This window comes from Sphingobium sp. Leaf26, from assembly GCF_001421665.1.
GTDB lineage: Bacteria > Pseudomonadota > Alphaproteobacteria > Sphingomonadales > Sphingomonadaceae > Sphingobium.
On sequence record NZ_LMKV01000002.1, the window covers coordinates 1 to 25,109 of the forward strand.

Below are 25,109 nucleotides of genomic sequence, written 5' to 3' on the forward strand. Positions count from 1 at the left end.
GCTTGCCCGTTTCCAGATCAACGCGCAGAATTGCGTCCATTGCAAGACGTGCGACATCAAGGACCCGACCCAGAATATCAACTGGGTCGTCCCCGAAGGTGGTGGAGGGCCGAATTATCCCAATATGTAAGCGCCTGATCCTTTTGTCCCTGCTGGCGACGCCTGCCGTGGCCGGGGCGTCGGTCGAGCCGGACGGGGCACTGCATGCCTATGCGCGGGCGCGGCTGGCGGACAGCGACGGGGCGCTGGCGCTGGCGGTGGCGAGCTATCGCGAGGCGTTGAAGCAGGACCCGGCGCGGATCGAGATTGCGCGCCGCTCCTATGCGCAGGCGATGGAGAGCGGGGACAGGCTGCTGGCGCGGCAGTCGGCGGCGTTGCTGGATGCGGCGGGCGCCCTGCCGCGCGACGGCACGTTGCTGAAGATCGGCGACGCGCTGACCGTGAAGGATTGGGCCGGTGCGCAGGCGATGACCGACCGGATGGTGGAGGAAGGCAATTTCGCGTTCCTGGCGCCGATCATCCGTAGCTGGATTGCGCTGGGCGAAGGGCAATATGCGCCGCCGGTGATCGAGGGCAAGGATCGGTTCGCGGCGCTGGGGCTGCGCTATGCCGATGAACATGGCGCGTTCCAGGCGCTGGCGCGGCGCGATGTGGCGGCGGCGGTGCCGGCGATCCGCAAGGCGCTGGCGATCCGCAGCGGCGATGGAGCGACGTTGCGGATCGCCTTTGCCGGTCAATTGGCGGCGCGCGGCGCCAGGACGGAGGCGCTGGTGCTTCTGCCGGTCGGCAGCGCCAATTTCGCGCGGGCGCGGGCGGATATCGAAAAGGGCAAGCTGCCCAAGGCCCTGCGCGCGGCGACGACGCCGGCGCAGGGTTTTGCCCGGCTCCTGTCGCGGCTGGCGGTGGATGTGTCGTCCGATGCGAGTGCGTCTCCGCTTGGCCTGCGGCTGGCGCGAATCGCGACCTTCGCCGATCCCGACAGCCCGGACATCCATATCGTGGCGGCGCGGCTGCTGACCGCGCAGGGCCATGCGGCGGGGGGGGCGGCCGAGGCGGACAAGGTGCCGACGCAGGGCTGGTATGGCGCGGTGGCGCAGGCCGAACTGATCGACGCGCTGGCGGCGGCCGGCGACCTGGACGGCGCACTGACGCTGGCGCGGGCGCAGGCGACGGAACCGGGCGCGGAGGCGGAACGGCAGGTGCGGCTGGGCCGGTTGCTGGCGCAGAAACAGGATTTCGATGGCGCGGCGGCGGCCTTCCGCGCGGCGCAGGCCGGCTATGCGCCGGACCAGATGCCCTGGACGCTGCTGCTGTTCGAGGGCAGCGCGCTGGAACAGGGCAAGCATTGGGACGAGGCGCGCGCCGTGCTGGAGCGGGCGGCGACGATGGCGCCCAATGAGCCGGTGATCCTGAACTATCTGGGCTATGCGCAGATCGAGCGGCGGCAGAATGTCGAGGCGGCGCTGGCATTGCTGAAGAAGGCGAGCGCGCTGAAGCCGCAGGATGCGTCGATCACGGATTCGCTTGGATGGGCGCAGTTCGTGACCGGCAATGTCGATGCAGCGGTGCCGGTACTGGAGCGGGCGGCGGCGGCGGCTCCGACCGACAGCACGATCAACGAGCATCTGGGCGATGCGTTGTGGGTGGCCGGGCGCCGATATGAAGCGCGCTATGCCTGGGCCGCTGCGTCGGTCTTTGCCGAGGGCGACGTGGCTGCACGGCTGGCGGCGAAACGCAAAGAGGGGATGAAGCCCGAATATGCCGCACCCTGATATGGCGCTGGACGTGGAAGCGCCGACCGACCCCGTTACCGAGATTGCTTATGCCAAGGTCAACGTCGCGCTGCATGTCCGGGCGCGGCGCGATGACGGCTATCATGCGCTGGAAAGCCTGTTCGTCTTTGCCGAACATGGCGATGTGGTACAGGGATGGGCGAGCGATGACGGGGCGATCGACCTGACGATCGACGGGCCGTTCGGCGGGGTTCTGGATGCGGGTGCGGACAATCTGGTCGTGCGGGCGGCGCGGACGTTGCAGGCCTATCTGGGCGAGCAGCGCGGGGCGGCAATCCGGCTGACGAAGAATTTGCCGGTGGCGTCTGGGATCGGCGGCGGGTCGGCGGATGCCGCCGCGACGTTGCGCCTGCTGGCGCGGCTGTGGGATGTGCGGATCGAACCGGAGGAATTGTCGGCGCTTGCACTGGATCTGGGATCGGATGTGCCGGCCTGCGTCGCGAGCGTGACGCAGATGGTCAGGGGGCGCGGCGAGCGGCTGGCGCGACATGCGGTCGAGGGGCTGGAGGGGCTGCCGATGTTGCTGGTCAATCCGGGGGTCGGCGTGTCGACGGCGCAGGTCTTTGCCGGATGGGATCGGGTGGATCGGGGCGCGCTGGACGCTGCGAGCCTGTCGGCGTTGTGCGCGGATGGCCGCAATGATCTGGAAGCGCCGGCTTTGGCGGTGGCGCCGGTAATCGGGGATGTGCTGGCGATACTGGCGGCCCAAGAGGACGTGCTGCTGGCCCGGATGTCAGGATCGGGCGCGACATGCTTCGCGCTGTTTCGCAGCGAGGCGGCTATGGCGGCGGCTGCGCAAGTGGTGGCGGACGCGCATGGAGATTGGTGGACGATGGCAACGCGGATCAGGAGCGCATGAGCGAAGCGTTTGAGCAGATTGACGGCGGCGGGCTGGACCTGCTGATCGTGGCCGACCATGCGTCCGCCCATGTGCCGGCGGATATCGACCTGGGCATCGCCCCGGCGCTGCTGCGCGAGCATATCGCAGTCGATATCGGCGTGGCCGAGGTCAGCCGGTTGCTGGCGGCGGGGCTGGGGGCGACGGCGATATTGGGCGGCGTGTCGCGGCTGGTGATCGACCTCAATCGGGAAGAGGATGCGCCCGGCCTGTTGCCGGTGATGAGCGACGGCCATGCCATCCCCGGCAATCGCGATGCCGATCTGAACGACCGGATGACGCGCTTCCATCATCCCTATCATCATCGGGTGGCGCAATTGCTGGAGGGGATGACGGCGCCCTTCATCCTGTCGGTGCATAGCTTTACGCCGACGCTGGCGAGCGACCCGGATCAGCAGCGGCCATGGGATATTGGCGTACTTTATAATCAGGATGACCGGGCGGCGCGGATCGCCATTCCCATGCTGGAGGCGGCGGGGCTGAAGGTCGGCGATCAGTTGCCCTATGCCGGGACGGTGCTGAACGCGACGATGAACCGCCATGCAGAGGGCAATGGCATTCCCTATCTGGGCGTGGAGATGCGGCAGGATCTGGTCGGCGATGCCGCCGGGCAGGCACGTTTTGCGGCGATATTGGGACCGGTTGTGCTGGAATGCAGGAAGGCGTTGGCATGACGCGGATCGGGTGTGCGCTGGTGGTGCTTGCGACATTGGCTGGCTGTGGCGAACAGGCGCCATCGGCGCAGCGGCAGACCGGAGCGGCAGCGGAGGCAGAACCGGTCGATGACGGCAAGGCGGATTGTGCGCTGGGCGGGGCGCATGACTGGGCGCATGACTGCGGGGTCGAGCGAGCGGGCAAGATGCTGACGCTGCGGCATCCCGATGGCGGGTTTCGCCGCTTTCGCGTGCTGGATGACGGGCGCGGGTTGGAGGCGGCGGATGGCGCGGAAGCGGCGAAGCTGACGATATTGGACGACAGGCGGATCGAGGTGATTGCGGGCGGCGACCGCTATCGCCTGCCGGCGCAGGTTGGTGCAGTCGCCGGGCAATGAGTGGCGGGCCGATCCTGACGGCGACGCAGATGCGGGCGGCGGAGCAGGCGGCCTTCGACACGGCTGTCGATGATTATGGATTGATGGAGACGGCCGGCGCGGCGGCTGCGGAGATCATATGGCGCGCGGGGCATCGGCGCGACACGCTGGTCCTGTGCGGGCCGGGCAATAATGGCGGCGACGGCTTTGTGATCGCGCGGCTGTTGCGCGAACGGGGCGTGGCGGTGCGGGTGGCGGCGCTGGGCGAGAGCCGGACGGTGTCGAGCCAGCGGGCGCGGGCGGCCTGGGCCGGGCCGGTCGAGGATATGATGACCGCTGCGCCGGCGCCGCAACTGGTGGATGCGCTGTTCGGCACCGGGCTGACGCGCGGGTTGGACGAGGCCGTGGCGGCGCGGCTGTGCGATCTGGCCGGGGCGGCGACGATCAGTCATGCGGTGGACCTGCCGAGCGGCGTGGATACCGATAGCGGCGCGCTGCTGTCAGCGGTGCCGCTGTTCGGGACATCTATTGCGTTGGGGGCGTGGAAGCCGGCCCATCTGTTGCAGCCGGCGGCAAGCCATGTGGGGCGGCTGGTGCTGGCGGATATCGGGATTGCGGTGCCGAGTGCGGTGCATCGGCTGGGACCGCCTGAATTGTCCGTACCGGGTAGCGATGCGCATAAATATACGCGCGGACTGGTGGCGGTGGTGGCCGGGGACATGCCGGGCGCGGCCTGCCTGTCGGCGCAAGCGGCGGCGCGATCCGGGGCGGGCTATGTCAGGCTGATCGCCGATGCGGCGGTGCCGGGGGTGAGCCATGCGATCGTACGGAGCGGGGCGCTGGATTTCGATCGGGCCAGGGCGGTGCTGGTCGGGCCTGGGCTGGGGCGTGATCCTGCCGCCTGGGAAAGGTTGGCGGCGGTGGCCAGCGCCGATGTGCCTTATGTCGCCGATGCCGACGCCCTGTGGCTGTTCGCGGAAATGGGGTTTGGCGGTCTGTCCCGACCCGCCATCGTGACGCCGCATGAGGGGGAGTTTCAGCGGCTGTTTGGCGATGTGTCGGGCAGCAAGATCGCGCAGGCACTGGCGGCGGCGCGATCGTCCTGTGCGGTGGTTGTCTACAAGGGCGCGGATACGGTGATCGCTGCGCCGGATGGTCGGGCGGCGGTGGCGTGCGGCGCTTCGCCCTGGTTGTCGACGGCGGGGACCGGGGATGTGCTGGCCGGACTGGCGGCCGGACGGCTGGCGGTCACGGGCGATCCGTTCCGGGCGGCATGCGAGGCGGTATGGCTGCATGGCGAAGCGGCACGGCGGGCCGGGCCGGCTTTCGTCGCGGATGATTTGCCTGGCGCGCTGCCAGCGGCTATCGCCGCGAGATTGTGACAGACAGCGACCCAGATACCATCATCCGCATCGCCGCCAAGGGCGACGGCGTCACCGCCGACGGCCGCCATTTTCCGCTGACCGCGCCGGGCGACCGGATCGCAGCCGACGGCAGCGTCGTGTTCGGCGTGCATCATGTCGAGCCGCCTTGCGTGCATTTCCCGGCCTGTGGCGGGTGCCAGATCCAGCAACTGGACGATGAAAGCTATGCCGATTTCGTGACCGGGCGGGTCGCGGGGGCGCTGGCCGGGCAAGGTTTGACGCCCGGAGCGGTTTTGCCGCCGCATATCTCGCCGCCGATGACCCGGCGGCGGGCTTCGCTGCGGGCGGCGCGATCGGGCAAGCGCGTGACCATCGGCTTTGCCGAGGAGGGCAGCCACAAGCTGATCGACCTGGACATGTGCAGCGTACTCGACCCGACGCTGTTCGCGCTGATCGCCCCGTTGCGGGGGCTGTTGGCGACGATCCTGCCGGACAAGCGGGCGGCGCATGTGCGCATGTCCTTGGTGGATCAGGGCGTGGACCTGTTGCTGGAGGGGGTGAGCGTTCAGGGACTGGCGGCAGACGAGGCTTTGGGGGATTTTGCGCGCGGCCATGGGCTGGCGCGGCTGACCATCGATGAAGGCGACGGGGCGCAGACGCGCTGGGAGCCGGAGGCGGTGACGGTCAGTTTCGGGGGGGTGCCGGTGGGATTTCCGCCCTTCGCTTTCCTGCAGGCGACGCCGGATGGCGAGGCGGCGCTGGTCGGGGCGGTGCGCGACGCGATGCCGGAGAGCGGGGCGATCGCCGATCTGTTTGCCGGGCTGGGCACATTTGCGCTGGCGCTGGGCGAGGGGCGGCCGGTCTATGCCGGGGAAGGTGCGCGCGATGCGATATCGGCCCTGAAGCTGGCCGGCGCGCGGGCGCAGCGGCGGATGGTGGCGGATCACCGCGACCTGTTCCGCCGGCCATTGACACCGGAGGAATTGAACCGCTTCGCCGCCGTGGTGCTGGACCCGCCGCGGGCCGGGGCGAAGGAGCAGGTGTTGCAACTGGCGGCATCGACCGTGCCGGTGATCGCCTATGTGTCCTGCAATCCTGCCAGTTTTGCGCGGGATGCCGTGCATCTGGCGGCGGCGGGATATCGGCTGGATAGCGTGACGCCGGTAGGGCAGTTCCGGTGGACCACCCATGTCGAACTGGTGGGGATTTTCCGGCGATAACCTACCCTTTTCACGGGACGGTGAACTGGCCCCCGGCCTTCGCCGGGGAACGGCGGGATAGTGGTCGGATAAGAAAAATCCCTCGCCGCTGGGGAAGCGGCGAGGGACTTGATCTTCTCTTGCGAGGCGGTCAGCCCAGCTTGATGACGTTTGCGCGACGACGGGTCGGCAGGACTTCGGTGTAGAGGCTGGCCATCGGCTCATCCTCGACCTCGATCGTGGCTTCCGACGTGAATCCGTTGAAGCCGGTCCGCATCGCCGCGCCATAGGCGCCGAGCATCCCGATTTCGATATAGTCACCGACCTTCACGTCCGCAGGGAGCATGAAGGGGCCGACCATATGGTCCATGTCGTCGCAGGTCGGGCCATAGAAGGAGAAACCGGTCAGTTCCTCCTCGCTTTCGTCTTCCCGCAGCAGGGCGACGGGGAAGCGCCAGCCGATATGCGCGGCGTCGAACAGCGCGCCATAGGCGCCGTCGGTGATATAGAGTTCGTTACCCCGGCGGCGTTCGACGCGCACGATGATGGAGCTATATTCGGCCGACAACGCGCGGCCGGGTTCGCACCACAGTTCCGACGAGTAGCTGACCGGCAGGCTTTCGAAGCCGCGATGGATCGCTTCGAAATAATTTTCGAGCGCGACCGGCTCCATGCCCGGATAGATGGACGGGAAGCCGCCGCCGACATCGATGATGTCGACCGTAACGGCCGCGTCCACGATCGCGGCGCGCACGCGCTCGATCGCATCGCTATAGGCCTGGGGGCTCATCGCCTGGCTGCCGACGTGGAAGCAGATGCCGAGCGCATCGGCGGCCTGACGGGTGGCCATCAGCAATTCGCGGGTTTCGCCCAGTTCCGCGCCGAATTTCGACGCGAGGCTGAGTTCCGAATGTTCGGACGACACGCGCAGACGCACGCACAGCTCCAGATCGGTCGCGTCGTTGGTGGCGCGCATGATCTTTTCCAGCTCCTCGATCGTGTCGAGGGAGAAGGTGCGAACGCCATAGTCACGATAGGCCGTTGCGATCGCTTCCTCGGCCTTGACCGGGTGCATGAAGCACAGCTTGACGCCATCCTCACCAGCGAGCGTTTCGGCGACCAGACGCACTTCGGCGATCGAGGCCACGTCGAAATGCGTGATGCCCGATGCGTATAGCGTGCGGATCAGATCGGGTGACGGATTCGCCTTGACCGCATAGAGTGAGCGACCCGGAAACTTCTCCGTAAAGAAGCGGGCGGCCCGAGCAGCGGCTTCGGGGCGAATCAGCGTTACCGGTGCTGCCGGTGTGAGGGTGGTCGCTACCCCCAGCGCGCTAGGATGCTTGTGCAATTCAAGGGACCTCCAGTGTAGTTCAGGGCGAAAAAGCTGCCTTGCGGTGGAAGTCCCATGGGGCAGCGGACGGTCCGTATATGCGGGGGTGTCCCCCCTGTAAAGCGTGGGGGCAAATTTTGTTGCGCGTCAGGCTATGAAACGTGCTTCAGGAGAGACGGGCTTTAAAGTCGCCATAGGAAAATGATTTTATTTCAGTGAGTTGATCTGTATCCGAGTTCCAGAGCCAGATGGCTGGCAGGGGAACGCCGTTGAAGGTGTTGGTCTTCACCATCGAATAATGCGCCTGGTCGAGGAAGGCGATCCGCGCGCCCGGCTCCGCGCCGCCGGGGATTCGATAATCGCCGATGATGTCGCCCGCGAGGCAGGACGGACCGCCGAGCCGGGTTACGGGACCGTCCTCCGGCTCGTGCAGCATGGCGGGGCGATAGGGTGCCTCGATCACGTCGGGCATGTGGCAGGTGGCGCTGATGTCGGTGATGGCGACGGGCATGCCATTGTCGATGACGTCGAGGATTTCGCCGATGAGAATGCCCGCGTCCAGCGCCATCGCCTCGCCCGGCTCGATATAGAGGGTGAGGCCGGTCTGGGCCTTGATCCGTTGCAGGAAGGCGATGAGGTCGTCGACCTGATAATCGGCGCGGGTGACATGGTGGCCGCCGCCGAAGTTCAGCCATTTAAGCCCGCCTATATGGGGCATGATATGGGGTTCGATCGCGGCCCATGTGCGTTCGAGCGGCGCGAAATCCTGCTCGCACAGGTTATGGACATGAAGCCCGTCGATGCCGGCCAGATGCTCTGCGCGCAACTGGTCGATCGGGAAGCCGAGGCGGCTGTGCGGCTGCGACGGGTCGTATTTGGGCACTTCCCCCTCCGGGTTGAGGGGGTTGAGGCGCAGGCCGATGTCGAAGGTGCGGCCGTCCGCACGGGCGGCGTCGATCACGGGTTTCAGGCGCGCGATCTGGCCGGGGCTGTTGAAGATGACATGATCGGAAATTTTGAGGATTTCTGCGAGGTCATCGGGCTTGTAGGCGGCGCAATAGGTGGCGATTTCGCCCTGATATTCTTCATCGGCGAGGCGGGCTTCATAGATACCCGACGCGCAGACGCCGTCGAGATATTCGCCCAGCACGCCACCCAGCGACCACATGGAGAAGGCCTTGAGCGCGCCCAGCACCTTGATGCCTGCGCGGTCACCAATGTCGCGCAGGACGGCGAGGTTGCGGCGCACCGCGACTTCATCCACCACGAAGGCGGGCGAGGGGACGCGATACAGGTCGAAATGGGCGAAAGCGGCGGGATCGCCGGCGCGGGTTTCCATATGGTAAATCTCGTCATTCCCGCGCAGGCGGGAATCCATCTCCCGACGTCGCGAATGGGGTTAGGGCCGGAGATGGATCCCCGCCTGCGCGGGGATGACGAACATCGTCAGAACGCCAGCGGCGCGTCCAGTTCCTTCACCTGCCAGGGCAGGCCATGCTTGTTCAGCATATCCATGAAGGGATCGGGATCGAACTGTTCGATGTTGAACACGCCGTCTCCCTTCCACGCGCCGGTCAGCATCATGGCCGCGCCGATCATCGCGGGGACGCCGGTGGTGTAGCTGACCGCCTGGTTGCCGGTTTCGGCATAGGCCTCTTCATGGTCGCAGACCTGATAGATGTAGACGGTCTTTTCCTGACCGTCCTTCTGCCCGGTCGCGATGTCGCCGATGTTGGTCTTGCCCTTGGTCGTGGAACCCAGGCTGGACGGTTCGGGCAGGACGGCCTTCAGGAACTGGAGCGGGATGATTTCCTGCCCGTTGTAGATGACCGGGTCGATGCGGGTCATGCCGACATTCTGGAGCACTTCGAGATGCTTGAGATAGGCGTCGCCGAAGGTCATCCAAAAGCGGATGCGCTGGATTTCAGGATAGTGGGTGGCGAGGCTTTCCAGTTCCTCATGATACATGAGGTACATGTTCTTTTCGCCGACCTGGTCGAAATCGAACAGCTGCTTGTGGCTCAAAGCCGGGCCTTCGACCCATGCGCCGTTCGCCCAGTGGCGCGACGGGGCGGTCACTTCGCGGATGTTGATTTCCGGGTTGAAGTTGGTCGCGAAATGCTGGCCATGGTCGCCGCCATTGCAGTCCAGAATGTCGAGCGTGTCGATCCGGTCGAGCAGATGCTTCTTGATGTAGGAGGCAAAGACGCTGGTGACGCCGGGGTCGAAGCCGGAACCCAGCAGCGCCATGATGCCGGCTTCCTTGAAGCGGTCCTGATAGGCCCACTGCCAGCTATATTCGAACTTGGCGGTGTCGCGCGGTTCGTAATTGGCGGTGTCGAGATAATCGGTCTTCGTCGCAAGGCAGGCGTCCATGATCGCCAGATCCTGATAGGGCAGGGCCAGGTTCACGACCAGCCTGGGCTGCACCTTCTGGATCAGCGCGATGGTTTCTTCGACATTGTCGGCGTCGACCTGTGCCACGTCGATGGTGACGCCGGTGCGTGCCTTGACCGATTCGGCCACTTTCTCGCAACTGACGATGCGACGGCTGGCGAGCGTGATATGGCTGAAAATATCAGCGTTCATGGCCATCTTGTGGACCGCGACGGAACCGACGCCGCCTGCGCCGATGACAAGAACCTTGCTCACTAATATTGCTCCATGGCTATGGGCGCGCCGGTCGCGCGAAAGCGCCCATATAGGGACGTCTCGTGACAGCGCAAAGACGCAGTATGATGGCGAGGGTCGAAGCCTCTGTCCTTTAGGTCATATGCGCATCCAATGACCGTGCTCAGACGTATCAGCCACGCATCCCGACACCCAAGGGGGTGCCAAGAAATGGAAGGATGCTGCAATGAAATTTTCCTCTATGACAATCGTGCTCGCCAGCATGGCCCTGGCCGCAGGCGGCGTGGGGATCGCGCATGCAAAGATGGCGGACAATCCGATGGTCGGCGGCGCGGCGATGTATCCCACCAAGGACATTGTCGACAACGCCGTCAATTCCAAGGACCACACGACGCTGGTGGCCGCAGTGAAGGCTGCCGGACTGGTCGATACGCTCAAGGGCACAGGGCCGTTCACGGTGTTTGCGCCCACCAATGCGGCTTTCGCGAAACTGCCCGCAGGCACAGTCGATACGCTGCTCAAGCCGGAGAACAAGGCTACGCTGACCGGCGTTCTGACCTATCATGTGGTGCCGGGCAAGTTGAACGCGAAGGATATCGCGGCGAAAGCGGCAGCCAATGGCGGCAAGGCCGTGCTGACCACCGCGCAGGGCGAGACGCTGACCGTCTGGCAGAAGGGTGCGGACTGGTACGTGACCGACGCGAAGGGCGGCTCTGCGAAGATTACGATCGCGGACGTCAATCAGTCCAACGGGGTCATCCACGTCATCGACACGGTGCTGATGCCCTGACCCCGTCATGACGTGAAGGCCGGCGGGCCGACGGCTGAACCCCTTGCCGTCGGCCCGTTTATTTGCGGATGAACCTTCGCGCGCTGGCTGTTGTCATCGATTCACGGCATGCGATGGCGGTGAGGCTCGTGCGTGCCGGGCGTCAAACCACCAACTTCTTCAATCCCTCGATCGTGTCTGCCTCCGCCGCCGGCTTGTCCTTGCGGATGCGGGCGATGCGGGGGAAGCGCATGGCGAGGCCGGATTTGTGGCGTTTGCTGTCGTGGATGGAATCGAAGGCGACTTCCAGCACCAGCGTCTTTTCCACCTCCCGCACCGGGCCGAAGCGGGCGACCGTATTCTGGCGCACGAAGCGGTCGAGCCATTTGAGTTCCTCGTCGGTAAAGCCGCTATAGGCCTTGCCCACCGGCAGCAATTCGCCGTCTTCCGTCCAGCAACCGAACGTGTAATCCGAATAGAAGGAGGAGCGTTTGCCATGGCCGCGCTGGGCATACATCATGACGCAGTCGGCAGTGAGGGGATCGCGTTTCCATTTATACCAGAGCGCGGCCTTGCGCCCGGCAACATAGGGGCTGTCGCGGCGTTTGAGCATCACCCCCTCGATCGCGGCATCGCGGGCGCCGGCGCGAATGTCGGCAAGGGCTTCGAAATCGGGGGCTTCGATGAGGGCGGAGAGGTCGAAACGGTCGGCGGCAAGCTGCGGCATATAGGCTTCCAGCCGGGCGCGGCGCTGTTTCCATGGGAGGGTGCGCACATCGTCGTCGCCCTCGATCAGCAGGTCGTAGAGGCGGACGAAGGCGGGATAGTCGGCCATCATCTTCGCGCTCACCGCCTTGCGGCCGAGGCGTTGTTGCAAGGCGTTGAAGCTGGCGGCCTCTCCTCCCTGCGTGTCGCCCTTCACCAGCAGTTCGCCGTCCAGAACGGCATGGCCGGTGAAGGCTTGTGCTATTTCGGGGAAGCTGCCTGAAATATCGTCGCCCGCGCGGCTGTAGAGGCGGGTTTCGCTGCCGGTGCCGACGATCTGGATGCGGATGCCGTCCCATTTCCATTCGGCGGCATAGTCGGTCAGGTCGACGCTGTCGGCCTCCAGCGGATGGGCCAGCATGAAGGGGCGGAAATAGGGCGTGCCTTCCGGGTCGGGTCGGCCGATGCGGCCTTCGGCCCAGTCGAACAGTTCGGCGTAGGGCGCGGACAGGGCGTGCCAGACCTGTTCGACATCATCGACGTCGAGGTCGAAAGCCTGCGCGAAGCCGGTCTTGGCGAGGCGGGCGGAAATGCCGACGCGCAGGCCGCCGGTGGCGAGTTTGAGCAGCGCGAAACGGCCGGAGGCGTCGAGATGGTCCATCATCTGGGCCATAGCGTCCGGTGCGGCGGCGCGGCTGACGCCATGCAGGCGGTCGATGACGGCGGAGAGGCTGAGCGAGCCGTCGTCCAGTTCGGCCGGTTGCTCTTCGCGTTTCGGCCAGAGGAGGGCGACGGTTTCGGCGAGGTCGCCGACATAGTCACGGCTCATTTCATAGAGGACCGGGTCGGTGCGGGCGCGGATCATGTCGCCGATGGCGGACGCCTTGACCGCCTTCAGGTCGAGATTGCCGGTCAGCGCGGCGAGCGCCCAGCCACGATCGGGGTCGGGCGCTTCGCGCATATAGGCGGCGATGAGGGCCAGCTTGCCATTGCGCGAGCGGGTGTAGACCAGACCGTCGAGCAGTTGGGAGAATTGCCTCATGAGGCGCCTCCACCATGCTCTTGCGCATGCAGGAGCGTGGAGTGCCAAGCGTCAGGTTTCAAACCCTGGGCTCCTGCTTTTGCAGGAGGACATGGTGGATAAAGCCGGCGCGTCATCACCCCTCATCCTCATCTTCGCGGCCGACCAGCGCCAAAGCGCGCGCCTTGATCTGGTGGGTCATGCACCAGTGGAGCAACGCTTCCTCCCGGCCATGGGTGATCCAGGTTTCAGTCGGCGCAACCTCCCGGATGGTGTCGGTCAGCTCGTCCCAGTCGGCATGGTCGGAAATGACGAGCGGCAGTTCGACATTCTTCTGCCGCGCGCGCTGGCGCACCCGCATCCAGCCCGACGCCATGGCGGTGATGGGATCGGGCAGGCGGCGGCTCCAGCGGTCGTTGAGGGCGGAGGGCGGCGAGACGACGACATGCCCGCGCATTTCCTTCGCCGGCACGCCGGTTGCGGGGCGCAATTCGCCCATGTCGATGCCGAAATCCTGATAGAGGGCGCACATCCGTTCCATCGCGCCATGAATATAGATGGGGTCGCGATGGCCGCGTGCGCGCAGTTCGCAGATGACGCGCTGCGCCTTGCCCAAAGCATAGGCGCCGACCAGCACGCAACGGTCGGGATGGGCGTGGAGCGCGACGAGCAGCCGGTCCATCTCGCTGCCCGTTTCGGGATGGCGGAAGACGGGGAGGCCGAACGTGGCCTCCGTCACGAAGATGTCGCAGGGGACCGGCTCGAAGGCCTTGCAGGTGGGGTCGGGGCGGCGCTTGTAATCGCCGGTGACGACGACGCGCTCGCCGGCATGGTCCAGCACGATCTGCGCCGAACCCAGCACATGGCCGGCAGGGACATAGCGGATCGTGACGCCACCCAGCCTGATCTCCTCCCCATAGCCGACCGCCGTGCCGCTGGCGGTGCCATAGCGCAGCGCCATGATCGCCAGCGTTTCGCGCGTAGCCCAGACATGGCCATGGCCACCGCGCGCATGGTCGGCATGGCCATGCGTCACCAAAGCGCGCTCCTGCGGCAAGGACGGGTCGATCCACGCATCGGCGGGGCGGACATAGATGCCGGTGGGGTGCGGTTCGATCCAGTGAGCCATATGTGCAGAAGATGGGATGGGCCGCTCCGGTTCCGCAAGGCCATTTCCCCAAAGGGAGTCATCGCCACGTCATCGCGGCGTCATGCGGGCGACACGCCATTGCCCTATCGGCGCGGAGACGACCCGGCAGCGAGGAGTGTTTCATGGCGGCGACTGAGCATCAGAAAGTCACCAGTGCGGTGCATCGTCACCGCCATCTGTCGAAACAGGGGCTGCTGGAGCGGGCCTTCACCTTCGCCTTTCGCGGGCTTGTCTATGCGCAAATATGGGAAGACCCGGCGGTGGACATGGAGGCGCTGGCGATCACGCCCGATTGCCATGTGGTGACGATCGCGTCGGGCGGCTGCAACGTCCTGTCCTACCTGACCGCCGATCCCGCCAGGATCACGGCAGTCGACCTCAACACCGCGCATATCGCACTCAACAGGCTGAAGCGCACGGCGGCGCAGGTGCTGCCGGACCATGAAGCCTTCCATCGCTTCTTTGCCCGCGCCGACGACAAGGCGAATGTCGCCGCCTATCGCCGCCATGTCGCGCCGCATCTGGACGAGGCGACGCGGCGTTATTGGGAGGGGCGCGACCTGATCGGCCGTCGGCGGATCGGCGGTTTCGCGCGGGGCATCTACAAGCATGGGCTACTTGGGCGCTTCATCGGCGCGGCGCATCTGCTGGCGCGGGTGCATGGCGTGAACCCCAGGCGGATGCTGGACGCGCAAAGCCGTGAGGAGCAGGTCGCGATTTTCGAGCGCGAGCTGGCGCCGATCTTCGACAGGGGGTTCGTGCGCTGGCTGACCAGCCAGCCGGCTTCGCTGTTCGGGCTGGGCATCCCGCCCGCCCAGTTCGAGGCGCTGGCCGGCGATGATCGGATGGACACTGTGCTGAAAGCGCGGCTGAAGAAGCTGGCCTGCGACTTCGACCTGAAGGACAATTATTTTGCGGTACAGGCGTTCGGCCGGGGCTATGACGGCGGCGAGGGGCCGTTGCCGCCCTATCTGCAAGCCGGCAATCATGAGGCGGTGCGCGCACGGGCCGGGCGGGTCGATGTGCGCCATGTCAATTTCACCGACTTCCTCGCCAGCCAGCCGGCCGGCTCATGCGATCGCTATATCCTGCTCGACGCGCAGGACTGGATGGACGACGCGCAGTTGAACGCGCTGTGGGCGCAGATCACACGGACGGCCAAGCCCGGCGCACGCGTGCTGTTCCGCACCGCCGGCGAACCGAGCATATTGCCGGGCCGGGTCGTGCAGGACGTTCTGGACCGATGGGATTATCGGGCTGAAGCGTCGCTCGATTACACCGCGCGCGACCGGTCGGCCATTTATGGCGGCGTGCATCTCTATGTGCTGAAAGCGGCATGATGAGCGGCCACGGCCAGTTGATGGACGGAGTCTATCGTTACCAGCGGCATATCTACGATTTGACGCGCAAATATTATCTGCTGGGGCGGGACGGGCTGATCGCCGATCTGGATGTGCCGGCGGGCGGCGCGGTGCTGGAGATTGGCTGCGGCACCGGGCGCAACCTGATCGCGGTGGGGAAGGCCTGGCCGCAGGCGCGGCTCTATGGCGTCGATATCAGCGAGGCGATGCTGGGGACGGCGCGGGCGTCCGTGGCGAAGGCCGGCATGGGCGGCCGGGTGGCGCTGGCGCAGGGGGATGCCTGTGGGTTCGATGCGCAGGCGCTGTTCGGCCGGGCGACGTTCGAACGGGTGTTCATCAGCTATGCGCTGTCGATGATTCCGGAATGGGAAATGGCATTGGCACAGGCGGCGCGTTGCGTGGCGCCGGGTGGCAGGCTGGAGATTGTCGATTTCGGCCAGCAGGAGGCGTTGCCGGGGGTTTGGAAGCGGGCGCTGTTCGGATGGTTGGATCGGTTCCATGTGTCGCCGCGCCGGGAACTGGCGATCGCGATCGAGCGGCTGGCGCGGGATATGGGCGGGTTCCCGCATAGCCGGGCGCTGTATCGCGGTTATGCGGTGCGGGGTGGGTTGATCCGGGTTTGAGGGTGTCGGCCCTTGCCGGGGGATGGGCGATGCCCTCGCCATGTGAGCCCACCAAAAACCACATCCGTTCGGCCTGAACTTGTCGAAGGACGCGCGCCCAGCTTGGACTATGATATGGCCTTTCACGCATATCTCCTCCGATGCAACGATAGTTCCTTCTACGCGGGTCACACGGATGATCTGGAAATCCGCGTCGCCCAGCATCAGCAAGGTTTGATCGGCGGATACACCGCCATGCGCCGGCCGATGGTTCTGGTCTGGACGGAAAATTTCGGAACGCGAGAGGAAGCGCTGGCTGCGGAGCGTAGGATCAAAGGGTGGAGCCGGCCAAGAAACAGGCCCTGATCGATGGCGATTGGGAGCGGCTGAAACTCCTCGCGCGCAATCGGCAGGGGCAATGAGGGCAGACTAGCGCGCGTCCTTCGACAGGCTCAGGACGAACGGAGGTGGGGAGGAAGCCGGGCTTCTCTCCCTGCTATCTTCAAGCCGCCTGACGCGCCGTCTTTTCCAGTTCCAGACGGTCCCAGATTTCGGCCAGCGCCGACACAAGGTCGCGCATCATCTCTTCGGTATGCGCCGGGCCGGGGGTGAAGCGCAGGCGTTCCGTGCCGCGGGGGACGGTGGGATAGTTGATGGGCTGCACATAGGCGCCATATTCGGCGAGCAGGATGTCGCTGATCCGCTTGGCCTTGACCGGGTCGCCCACCATCAGCGGGACGATATGCGTGACCGAATCCATCACCGGCAGGCCGGCGTCGCGCATAAATTGTTTGAGCGTGGCGGCCGATGCCTGCTGGCCTTCGCGCTCTTCGCTCGATGCCTTCAAGTGGCGGACGCTCGCCAGCACGCCGGCGACCAGCACGGGCGAGAGCGAGGTGGTGAAGATGAAGCCGGGCGCGTAGCTGCGGATGACGTCGACGATCATCTGGTCGGCCGCGATATAGCCGCCCATGACGCCGAACGCCTTGCCCAGCGTGCCTTCGATGATGGTCAGGCGGTCGGCGACCTCATCCCGTTCCGAAATGCCGCCGCCGCGCGCGCCATACATGCCCACGGCATGGACTTCGTCCAGATAGGTAAGCGCGTTATATTCATCGGCCAGATCGCAGATGTCAGCGATCGGCGCGACATCGCCGTCCATCGAATAGACGCTTTCGAACGCGATCAGCTTGGGCGCTTCGGGGTCTTCGGCGGCCAGCAATTCACGCAGATGATCGACATCGTTATGACGGAAGACGCGCTTTTCGCAGCCTGAGTTGCGGATGCCCGCGATCATCGAGGCATGGTTCAATTCGTCGGAAAAGATGATGCAACCCGGCAGCAGTTTGGCGAGGGTCGAGAGCGTCGCTTCGTTCGAGACATAGCCCGAGGTGAAGAGCAGCGCGCCTTCCTTGCCATGCAGGTCGGCCAGTTCGCCTTCCAGGTCGATATGATAATGGGTGTTGCCGCCGATATTGCGGGTGCCGCCGGAGCCGGCGCCGACATCATGGAGCGCTTCCTCCATGGCGGCGACCACCTTGGGATGCTGGCCCATGGCGAGATAGTCGTTGGAACACCAGACGGTGATGGGCTTGGGACCATTATGGCCGTGGAAGCAGCGGGCGTTGGGATAGGCCCCGCGATTGCGCAGGATATCGATGAATACGCGATAGCGACCTTCTTCATGGAGCCGGTCGATCGCCTGCGAAAAGATGTGCTTGTAGTTCACTACGCTTCTTCCCGTTTCATTCGCGCGCTGTTGTTTTTCGCTGCGCCATCCTCTTGCCCGATGCCGCATTTAACCGCGCAGACCCGTCATTACCAGCGATAACCGCTCGCAACTTCAGGGAGAAATACCTATCAGACTGAACGAGCCGTCTGGCCATTGGACAAATGGCCCATGCCATTCAAAGCGCTTCGATGCGGTCGAGGCCATAGCGGGCGAGGGTGGGGCGCAAGGCTTCCTGCCTTTCATCGAGGCGCGTGAAAACCGCAACGCCGGGGGCTGGCGTGTCCGGCCAGGGCTGGCCTTGCGTCAGATATCGGATACGCCGGGCGATGCCGTCGCCACCATGGACGAAGCCGACGGGATGGGGTGCGGCAGCGGCCAGTTCCTGTTCCACCAGCGGAAAATGGGTGCAGGCGAGGACGACCATATCCATGCGGTCGCCGCCGGGCTGGTCGATGAGACCGGCCAGCGCGTCGCGCGCGACCTGCGGGTCGAGCGGGTCGCCGCGCAATTTTGCTTCGGCCAGTTGCACCAGCGCGGCGGAGCCATGGCGCAGCATGGTGCAGTCGGCGCCATGTTCGGCCGCGAGCCGATCGACATAGGGCTGGCGGACGGTCGCGTCGGTACCCAGCACGCCGAAGACGCGGCTTTTGGAGAGCAGGGCGGCGGGCTTGATCGCCGGGACGGTGCCGACCACCGGAATGTCGAGCGCGGCGCGGACATGCTGGAGCGCGATGGTGGAGGCGGTGTTGCAGGCGATGACGGCGAGGCGCGGGCGGTAGCGCTCCACCAGCCGGCCGAGCAGCGCCGGGACACGGGCGGCAATCTCCGCCTCGCTCTTCGTACCATAGGGGAAGCCGGCGCTGTCTGCGGCGTAGACGATCCGGGCGGTGGGCAAAGCCGCGCGGGCAGGGGCCAGGATGGAAAGCCCCCCTACGCCGGAATCGAAGAAGAGGATAGGAGCGTCTGGTGCGACCGTCATGGCGTTTCATGTCGCGTCATGGGGTCTGCGTGTCAACGGCCTGCGCTTGCAAAGCGGGCCGGCCGCTGCCACTTCGCGCGCAAGATCAGGGAGAGGATGATGACCGGGCGCAGCATGAAGCAGAGGATGATCGCGGGCGAACCCTATCATGCCGATGACCCCGAGATCATTGCCGATCAAATGGCGGCGGCGGAATGGATGCGACGGTTCAACGCCACCCTGCCGCCGGAGCGTGAGGGTTTGCTGCGCGAGCGGCTTGGGGCGGTGGGGGCGGGATCGACCATCCGGCCGCCTTTCCACTGCGATTATGGCTTCAACATCTTCCTGGGCGATGGCGTATTCCTGAACTTCAACTGCGTCATCCTGGACGTAGTGGACGTGACGATCGGCGACGGGACGCAGATCGGGACCGGCGTGCAGATATTGACCGCCGATCATCCGCGCGATGCGGCCGAGCGCGCGACCGGGATCGAATGGGGCCGACCGATCCGCATCGGGCGCAATGTGTGGATCGGCGGCGGGGCGATCATCCTGCCGGGCGTGACGATCGGCAACGATGCCCTGATCGGCGCGGGCAGCGTGGTGACGCGCGATGTGCTGGCGGGCGCGACCGTGGTCGGCAATCCAGCGCGCGTGCGTTAAGCGCATCAACAGCATTGCCCCGCGCGGCTGTCACTGTATGGTCGCGTGCAACATTTACTGGCGATTTTCATGACATCTCCCTGGCTTCTTCCTGCTTTCGTCCTGCTGCTGGGCTATCTGCTTGGTTCCATCCCCTTTGGCCTGTTGCTGACCCGCTTTACCGGCGCGGGCGACCTGCGGCAGATAGGGTCGGGCAATATCGGCGCGACCAATGTGCTGCGCACCGGGCGCAAGGGGCTGGCGGCGGCGACATTGCTGCTGGACCTGCTGAAGGGTGTGGCGGCGGTGCTGATCGGTGCGGCTCTGGTCGATGGCGGCGGGCCGATGGCGGGGGCGATGGCCTTCATCGGCCATTGCTATCCGGTGTGGCTGCGCTTTGCAGGGGGCAAGGGCGTGGCGACGATGATGGGCGTGGTGACGGCGCTCTGCTGGCCGGCCGGGATCATATTCGCGCTTGTGTGGCTGGGCATGCTGTTCGGGACCAAATGGTCGTCGGTCGGGGGCATGTCGGCGGCGATCAGCGCGCCCGTGGCGATGTGGGCGTTCGGGCGCCTCGATCTGGTGCCGGTGTCGCTCGCCATGGCGCTGATCCTGCTGTGGCGGCATCGCGCCAATATCGCGCGGCTGACGAAGGGCGAGGAGCCGAAGATCGGCAAGGCCAAGGGCGCGTCCCCGGAATGAGCGAGCGGGAGCGGTTCGACCGGCTGCGGCTGATCCGCTCCCCCCGGATCGGTCCGGTCAGCTATCGGCAATTGCTCGCGCGGTTCGGGACGGCGGCGGAAGCGTTGCGCGCCATTCCCGAGCTGGCTGCGCGGGGCGGCGGCAAGGCGAGCGTCGCGGATGCCGGCGCGGTGGAGCGAGAGATTGCGGCGGCGCGGGCGCTGGGCGCGCGCTATCTGCTGATGGGCGATGCCGACTATCCCGCGCTGCTGGACCAGATGGACGGTGCGCCGCCTGCGCTGATCGTGCGGGGCGACGGGGCGCTGGCGGCGAAACCCTGCATCGCGATGGTGGGCGCGCGCAATGCGTCGGCCGCGGCGTGCCGCTTTGCCCGAAGCCTTGCACAGGATCTGGGGCAGCGCGGCGCGGTGGTCGTGTCGGGGCTGGCGCGTGGCATTGATACAGAGGCGCATCGCGGGTCGATCGAGAGCGGCACGATCGGCGTGATCGCGAGCGGCATCGACGTGGTGTTTCCGCCGGAGAACCGGGATTTGCAGGCGCAGGTTGCGGAACGGGGACTGCTCGTCACCGAGCATCCGCCGGGCGTCCAGCCGCTGGCCCGGCATTTTCCGGCGCGCAACCGGATTATCGCCGGCCTCGCTCTGGGGACGGTGGTGGTGGAGGCTGCGCCCAAGTCCGGGTCGCTGATCACGGCGCGGCTGGCGGGCGAGGCGGGGCGCGAGGTGATGGCGGTGCCGGGATCGCCGCTCGACCCGCGCGCGCAGGGGTGCAATTCGCTGATCCGCGAGGGCGCCATTCTGGTCCAGAACGGGGCGGACATCATGGAGGCGATCGGCGGCTTCGATCCCCGGATGGTGCGGCAGGGTGGCTTCGACTTCATCGGGGCACCGGTGTCCAGCGATGTGGCGGAGCAGGAGCGCGCGACGGTGATCGGCCTGCTGGGGCCGGTGGCGGTTCCGGTGGATGAACTGATCCGCCTGTCGGGCCTGTCGCCGGCGGTGGTGCAGACGGTGCTGCTGGAACTGGAATTGGCGGGCCGGACCGACCGGCATTCAGGGGGAAAGGTTTCAATGACATGAGCGATGAAGTGCAGCGACTGGACATCGGCGGGATATTCTCGACAGCGATGGCTGACATCGGACGGGATGGGATGCGTTACGGCGCCTGCGTCGTGGTCGTCGGCTTGGTAGCGGGAGGGATCGATACCTATGAGCCTGTTGTCGCCGGGAATATAGCGGGCAATATAGCGCTGTTCTTCGTTTCCGTGCTGGCGGTGTATTTCACGCTTCAGAAACGCTTGTCGGGCGACGAGATCGCACCGCGCTTTGTTGCGGCGTTTGGCTTGAGTCTCCTGACGGGAATCGGGATTCTCGTTGGTCTTGTCTTCCTTGTCGTGCCGGGGCTGATGCTCTTGACCCGCTGGGCGGTCAGCTTGCCGGCTATGCTGCGCGAAAATCTGAGCGTGTTGGAGGCCATGGCGCGCAGCACCGCACTGACGGAAGGCAATCGCTGGCGGATATTGGGTTTGGGTCTGCTGATCTGGGTGCCGTTCCTGATCATCATGGCGGCGATCGGCGGGCTGTTGGCAGCCTTTGCCGGAGAAGAGAGCATGGATACGCTGGTTTTCAACATCTTCGTCAATATGGCGGCTGGCGGCGCGACGATTCTGAGTTCGGTCTGCTGGAGCGAAGCCTATCTGGCATTGGCACGCGAGGATGAAAGCGGGCGGTCGCTTGCACAAATATTTGCCTGATATGGCGCGGTTAAGACTGGCGTACAGGGGCGCTTGACGCGATAGCGACAACCCAGCCAGACTCGCGCGTACGTGTAAGGCATCAAATTTCGGGGCCATAATGCAGCTTGTCATCGTAGAATCGCCGGCCAAGGCGAAGACCATCGAGAAATATCTGGGCGGGGATTTCCATGTCCTCGCCAGCTATGGCCATATCCGCGACCTGCCGGCCAAGGACGGGTCGGTGGACCCGGACGACGGCTTTGCCATGTCGTGGGAAAATTATGGCGACAAGGGCAAGCAGCTAAAAGCCATTGCCGATGCGTCCAGGCAGGCGACGCGATTGATCCTGGCGACTGACCCTGATCGCGAAGGGGAAGCGATCAGTTGGCACGTGCAGGAGGTGCTGCGCGCGAAGAAGGCGCTGCCGTCCGTCGTAGAACGGGTGACGTTCAACGCGATCACCAAGGCGGCGGTGCTGGATGCGATGGCCAAGCCGCGCGCGCTGGACGAGGATCTGATCGACGCCTATCGGGCGCGCCGCGCGCTCGACTATCTGGTAGGCTTCACCTTGTCGCCGGTGCTGTGGCGCAAGCTGCCCGGCGCCAAGTCGGCCGGGCGCGTCCAGTCGGTCGCATTGCGGCTGGTGGTGGAGCGCGAACGAGAGATCGAAAGCTTCACCCCGCAGGAATATTGGTCGGTCGCGGCCGAGATGGAGCAGGGCGGACAGGCTTTCACCGCGCGCCTCGTCCGCTGGAAGGGCGAGAAGATCGACCGCCTGACCATCGGCAAGGAAGGCGACGCCATGGCGGCCAAGGCCGATGTGGAGGCCGGGCGCTTCACGGTCGACAAGGTCGAGACGAAGCCGGTCAGCCGCAATCCGCCTGCGCCGTTCACGACGTCGACGTTGCAGCAGGAAGCGGCGCGCAAGCTGGGCTTTTCCGCCAGCCACACGATGCGGGTGGCGCAGCAATTGTATGAAGACGGCGCGATCACCTATATGCGTACCGACGGCGTGCAGATGGACGGCAGCGCCATTTCCGCCGCGCGCAAGGCGATTGCGGAGCGCTATGACGGCGGCTACCTGCCCGAAAAGCCGCGCCAATATCAGACCAAGGCGAAGAATGCGCAGGAAGCGCATGAAGCCATCCGTCCGACCGAGTTCGGCCGCGACAAGGTGGGGTCGGGCGACCATGCGCGCCTGTACGACCTGATCTTCAAGCGGGCGCTGGCGAGCCAGATGGCGTCGGCGCGGCTGGAGCGGACGACGATCGACCTGGTCGACGGGTCGGGCAGCCATGCTTTGCGCGCGACGGGTCAGGTCGTGATCTTCCCCGGCTTCCTTGCACTCTATGAAGAGGGCCGGGACGACAGCGACGACGATGATTCGAAGCTGCTGCCACGCATGAGCGAGGGCGATGCGCCCGCCAAGAAGAAGGTGACGGCCGACCAGCATTTCACCCAGCCGCCGCCGCGCTATTCCGAAGCGTCGCTGGTCAAGCGTCTGGAGGAATTGGGGATCGGGCGGCCTTCCACCTATGCGTCCACACTACAGGTGCTCAAGGACCGCGACTATGTGCGGATCGAGAAGAACCGCTTCTTTGCTGAGGAGAGCGGGCGGCTGGTGACGGCGTTCCTGGAGCGCTTCTTCGAACGCTATGTGTCCTACGACTTCACGGCAGGTCTGGAAGACGAGCTGGATGACATCAGCGGCGGCCGTGCCCAGTGGCAGGAAGTGCTGGAAGCCTTCTGGCGCGATTTCAAGCCGAAGACGGCCGAGATCATGGAGCAGAAGCCGTCCGACATCACGGCGGAGCTGGACAAGTTTCTGGAACCGATGCTGTTTCCGCCCAAGGCCGACGGCAGCAATCCGCGCGCCTGCCCGCTATGCGCGGATGGGCAATTGTCGTTGCGTGGCGGGCGGTTCGGCGCGTTCATCGCCTGCTCCAACTATCCGGAGTGCAAATATACCCGCAAGTTCGGCCAGCCGGGTGGGGCCGAGGGCGCCGATAGCGGACCTGAAGTGCTGGGCCAGCATCCCGAAACCGGGCAGGACATCGTCAAGAAGTCAGGCCGTTTTGGTCCCTATATCGAAATGGGCGAGGGCAAGGAGGCCAAGCGCGGGTCGATCCCTAAGGATCTGCCCGATGGCGAGATGACGCTGGACTGGGCGGTCAAGCTGCTGAGCCTGCCGCGTGAAGTCGGGCTGCATCCCGAAACGGGGCTGCCGATCGTGGCGAATATCGGGCGCTTTGGTCCCTATCTGCTGCATGACGGCAAATATGGGCGATTGGCGAACACGGCCGAGATTTTCGAGGTCGGCATGAACAGCGCGGTCGTGAAGCTGGCCGAGGCTGCCAACCGGGGCGGCCGGTCGAGCGGTGGTCGCGAGCCGCTCAAGGTGCTCGGCGCGCATCCGCGGACCGAGGCCGAGATCAAGCTGATGGAGGGCCGTTATGGCGCCTATGTCACCGACGGCACGACCAATGCGACGCTGCCCAAGACGGTCGACAAGGACCAGTTGACGCTGGAGGAAGCCGCGCAACTGATCGACGCCCGTGCCGCTGCGGCACCGGCCAAGAAGGGCAAGAAAGCCCCTGCCAAGAAGAAGGCGGCGCCCAAGAAGGAAGCGGCTGACAAGAAGCCTGCGGCCAAGAAGGCGCCGGCGAAGAAGGCCCCGGCCAAGAAGAAGGAAGCGGCGGCCGAATAAGGCCGGACGCTCAGGCGGCGCGGCGCACCTGGTTGCGTCCGCCCGTCTTGGCCGCATACATGGCAAGGTCGGCCAGATGCAGGCTGGCCTCGATCGGGCGGGTCGGATCAGACGCGCTGAGGCCGATGCTGGCAGTGACGCGGACCGTGCCGCCGGTGGGGGCACGGACGCGCAGCGAATGGACGGATGCGCGGACATGTTCGGCCCGGCGTTCGGCCTGATCCTCGTCGCAGCCGATCAGGCAGGCGGCAAATTCCTCGCCGCCCAGCCGGCCGCACAGGTCGGCGGGGTGCAAGGCTTCGCGGATCGCTGTCGCCACCGCATGCAGGACGATGTCGCCGGTCTGGTGGCCATGCTCGTCGTTGAAGCGCTTGAAATGGTCGATGTCGATCAGCAGATACCAGTTGTCCGGCTGGCGATGGACCTGATCCACCGCGTCGAAAAAGGCGTTGCGGCTGAGCAGGCCGGTCAGCCCGTCAATCTGCGCCAGCCGCGCCAGTTCGGCCACCCGCAATTCCAGTTCATGGCGGAGGCGTCGGTTATCCTCGCCCTGGCGGACGAGGAGGATGCAGACGGGCGCCGAGATGCTGCCCGAACAGAAGATGCCGACGCCGAAATAGCGGAGCGGGATGAACATGCCGGGAATGGCCGACACGATGGCCATGATGACGATCGTCCCGACAACGGAGACGCCGACGGCAAAGGCGATTTTCTGCTTCGGTCCCATGACACGGGTCCGTAACGAAACAAGGTAAAGAATGGATTTACCTTGTTTGC

General features: G+C 65.5%; 24 protein-coding genes. 16 read left to right on the forward strand and 8 right to left on the reverse strand.

The annotated features are described in order from the left end of the window. The 7 genes from ASE85_RS22230 to ASE85_RS04675 form a co-directional block, all read left to right on the forward strand. Positions 1–130, forward strand: a 130-nt coding sequence (locus ASE85_RS22230; RefSeq protein ID WP_156358204.1) for a 4Fe-4S dicluster domain-containing protein, incomplete at its 5' end; no start/stop codon positions are given. A gap of 19 nt (positions 131–149) precedes the next feature. Beyond that, positions 150–1,772: a tetratricopeptide repeat protein gene (locus ASE85_RS04650; RefSeq protein WP_056684793.1), complete on the forward strand. Its 1,623-nt coding sequence runs from the start codon at positions 150–152 to the stop codon at positions 1,770–1,772. Next, entirely contained in the window at positions 1,759–2,652 is an 894-nt protein-coding gene (locus tag ASE85_RS04655) for a 4-(cytidine 5'-diphospho)-2-C-methyl-D-erythritol kinase (protein ID WP_056684392.1), read from the forward strand. Before ASE85_RS04650 ends, ASE85_RS04655 begins: the two co-directional genes overlap by 14 nt. Next, the gene (locus ASE85_RS04660; protein WP_056684796.1) at positions 2,649–3,365 is read left to right on the forward strand and encodes an N-formylglutamate amidohydrolase; all 717 of its coding nucleotides are present in this window, start codon (positions 2,649–2,651) and stop codon (positions 3,363–3,365) included. Before ASE85_RS04655 ends, ASE85_RS04660 begins: the two co-directional genes overlap by 4 nt. Then, positions 3,362–3,742, forward strand: coding sequence for a hypothetical protein (locus ASE85_RS04665; protein ID WP_056684798.1), 381 nt, complete (start codon positions 3,362–3,364; stop codon positions 3,740–3,742). Before ASE85_RS04660 ends, ASE85_RS04665 begins: the two co-directional genes overlap by 4 nt. Beyond that, positions 3,739–5,103: a bifunctional ADP-dependent NAD(P)H-hydrate dehydratase/NAD(P)H-hydrate epimerase gene (locus ASE85_RS04670; RefSeq protein ID WP_056684395.1), complete on the forward strand. Its 1,365-nt coding sequence runs from the start codon at positions 3,739–3,741 to the stop codon at positions 5,101–5,103. Before ASE85_RS04665 ends, ASE85_RS04670 begins: the two co-directional genes overlap by 4 nt. Then, positions 5,100–6,305 (forward strand): class I SAM-dependent RNA methyltransferase, encoded by a 1,206-nt coding sequence (locus ASE85_RS04675; protein ID WP_056684398.1) that lies wholly within the window; start codon positions 5,100–5,102, stop codon positions 6,303–6,305. Before ASE85_RS04670 ends, ASE85_RS04675 begins: the two co-directional genes overlap by 4 nt. A 130-nt stretch (positions 6,306–6,435) precedes the next feature. Here ASE85_RS04675 and ASE85_RS04680 read toward each other — a convergent pair whose 3' ends face one another. The 3 genes from ASE85_RS04680 to ASE85_RS04690 all read right to left on the reverse strand — a co-directional run bounded on the left by ASE85_RS04680 (position 6,436) and on the right by ASE85_RS04690 (position 10,269). Continuing rightward, the gene (locus ASE85_RS04680) at positions 6,436–7,635 is read right to left on the reverse strand and encodes a type III PLP-dependent enzyme (protein WP_056684401.1); all 1,200 of its coding nucleotides are present in this window, start codon (positions 7,633–7,635) and stop codon (positions 6,436–6,438) included. Positions 7,636–7,783: 148 nt separating this feature from the next. Next, positions 7,784–8,956, reverse strand: a complete 1,173-nt coding sequence (locus ASE85_RS04685; RefSeq protein WP_056684802.1) for a carboxynorspermidine decarboxylase — start codon at positions 8,954–8,956, stop codon at positions 7,784–7,786. A 107-nt stretch (positions 8,957–9,063) separates the two neighbouring features. After that, on the reverse strand, positions 9,064–10,269 hold the full coding sequence (locus ASE85_RS04690) for a saccharopine dehydrogenase family protein (RefSeq protein WP_056684404.1): 1,206 nt from the start codon (positions 10,267–10,269) through the stop codon (positions 9,064–9,066). 205 nt (positions 10,270–10,474) lie between these two features. Between ASE85_RS04690 and ASE85_RS04695 the strand changes: the two genes are divergently transcribed. After that, positions 10,475–11,038: a fasciclin domain-containing protein gene (locus ASE85_RS04695; protein ID WP_200928294.1), complete on the forward strand. Its 564-nt coding sequence runs from the start codon at positions 10,475–10,477 to the stop codon at positions 11,036–11,038. A gap of 142 nt (positions 11,039–11,180) precedes the next feature. On the opposite strand, the gene ASE85_RS04700 is transcribed toward ASE85_RS04695, so the two are convergent. Next, positions 11,181–12,764, reverse strand: coding sequence for a cisplatin damage response ATP-dependent DNA ligase (locus ASE85_RS04700; RefSeq protein WP_056684410.1), 1,584 nt, complete (start codon positions 12,762–12,764; stop codon positions 11,181–11,183). Between the two features lie 115 nt (positions 12,765–12,879). Continuing rightward, on the reverse strand, positions 12,880–13,872 hold the full coding sequence (locus tag ASE85_RS04705; protein ID WP_056684413.1) for a ligase-associated DNA damage response exonuclease: 993 nt from the start codon (positions 13,870–13,872) through the stop codon (positions 12,880–12,882). A 143-nt stretch (positions 13,873–14,015) separates the two neighbouring features. Between ASE85_RS04705 and ASE85_RS04710 the strand changes: the two genes are divergently transcribed. The 3 genes from ASE85_RS04710 (at position 14,016) to ASE85_RS04720 (ending at position 16,222) form a co-directional block, all read left to right on the forward strand. Then, entirely contained in the window at positions 14,016–15,233 is a 1,218-nt protein-coding gene (locus ASE85_RS04710; protein ID WP_056684416.1) for a DUF3419 family protein, read from the forward strand. Beyond that, on the forward strand, positions 15,233–15,877 hold the full coding sequence (locus tag ASE85_RS04715; RefSeq protein ID WP_056684419.1) for a class I SAM-dependent methyltransferase: 645 nt from the start codon (positions 15,233–15,235) through the stop codon (positions 15,875–15,877). The genes ASE85_RS04710 and ASE85_RS04715 overlap by 1 nt, the downstream gene beginning before the upstream one ends. 114 nt (positions 15,878–15,991) lie before the next feature. Beyond that, positions 15,992–16,222, forward strand: coding sequence for a GIY-YIG nuclease family protein (locus tag ASE85_RS04720; RefSeq protein WP_235523240.1), 231 nt, complete (start codon positions 15,992–15,994; stop codon positions 16,220–16,222). A gap of 136 nt (positions 16,223–16,358) precedes the next feature. Here the strand turns inward: ASE85_RS04720 and hemA are convergent, their stop codons facing one another. Both hemA and murI read right to left on the reverse strand, forming a co-directional pair. Then, entirely contained in the window at positions 16,359–17,585 is a 1,227-nt protein-coding gene (gene hemA, locus ASE85_RS04725) for a 5-aminolevulinate synthase (protein ID WP_056684421.1), read from the reverse strand. Between the two features lie 178 nt (positions 17,586–17,763). Further along, positions 17,764–18,567: a glutamate racemase gene (gene murI / locus ASE85_RS04730; RefSeq protein ID WP_056684424.1), complete on the reverse strand. Its 804-nt coding sequence runs from the start codon at positions 18,565–18,567 to the stop codon at positions 17,764–17,766. 99 nt (positions 18,568–18,666) lie between these two features. Between murI and ASE85_RS04735 the strand changes: the two genes are divergently transcribed. From ASE85_RS04735 to topA, 5 genes are all read left to right on the forward strand, one after another. After that, positions 18,667–19,209, forward strand: a complete 543-nt coding sequence (locus ASE85_RS04735; protein ID WP_056684805.1) for a sugar O-acetyltransferase — start codon at positions 18,667–18,669, stop codon at positions 19,207–19,209. Positions 19,210–19,278: 69 nt separating this feature from the next. Next, positions 19,279–19,890, forward strand: a complete 612-nt coding sequence (plsY, locus tag ASE85_RS04740) for a glycerol-3-phosphate 1-O-acyltransferase PlsY (RefSeq protein ID WP_056684428.1) — start codon at positions 19,279–19,281, stop codon at positions 19,888–19,890. Then, on the forward strand, positions 19,887–20,969 hold the full coding sequence (gene dprA, locus ASE85_RS04745) for a DNA-processing protein DprA (RefSeq protein ID WP_056684431.1): 1,083 nt from the start codon (positions 19,887–19,889) through the stop codon (positions 20,967–20,969). Before plsY ends, dprA begins: the two co-directional genes overlap by 4 nt. Continuing rightward, positions 20,966–21,643, forward strand: a complete 678-nt coding sequence (locus ASE85_RS04750) for a glycerophosphoryl diester phosphodiesterase membrane domain-containing protein (RefSeq protein WP_056684434.1) — start codon at positions 20,966–20,968, stop codon at positions 21,641–21,643. Before dprA ends, ASE85_RS04750 begins: the two co-directional genes overlap by 4 nt. Positions 21,644–21,743: 100 nt before the next feature. Then, complete coding sequence (gene topA / locus ASE85_RS04755; protein WP_056684437.1) at positions 21,744–24,332, forward strand: type I DNA topoisomerase; 2,589 nt, start codon at positions 21,744–21,746, stop codon at positions 24,330–24,332. A gap of 10 nt (positions 24,333–24,342) precedes the next feature. On the opposite strand, the gene ASE85_RS04760 is transcribed toward topA, so the two are convergent. Beyond that, positions 24,343–25,059, reverse strand: a complete 717-nt coding sequence (locus ASE85_RS04760; protein ID WP_056684440.1) for a GGDEF domain-containing protein — start codon at positions 25,057–25,059, stop codon at positions 24,343–24,345. Positions 25,060–25,109 lie beyond the last annotated feature (50 nt).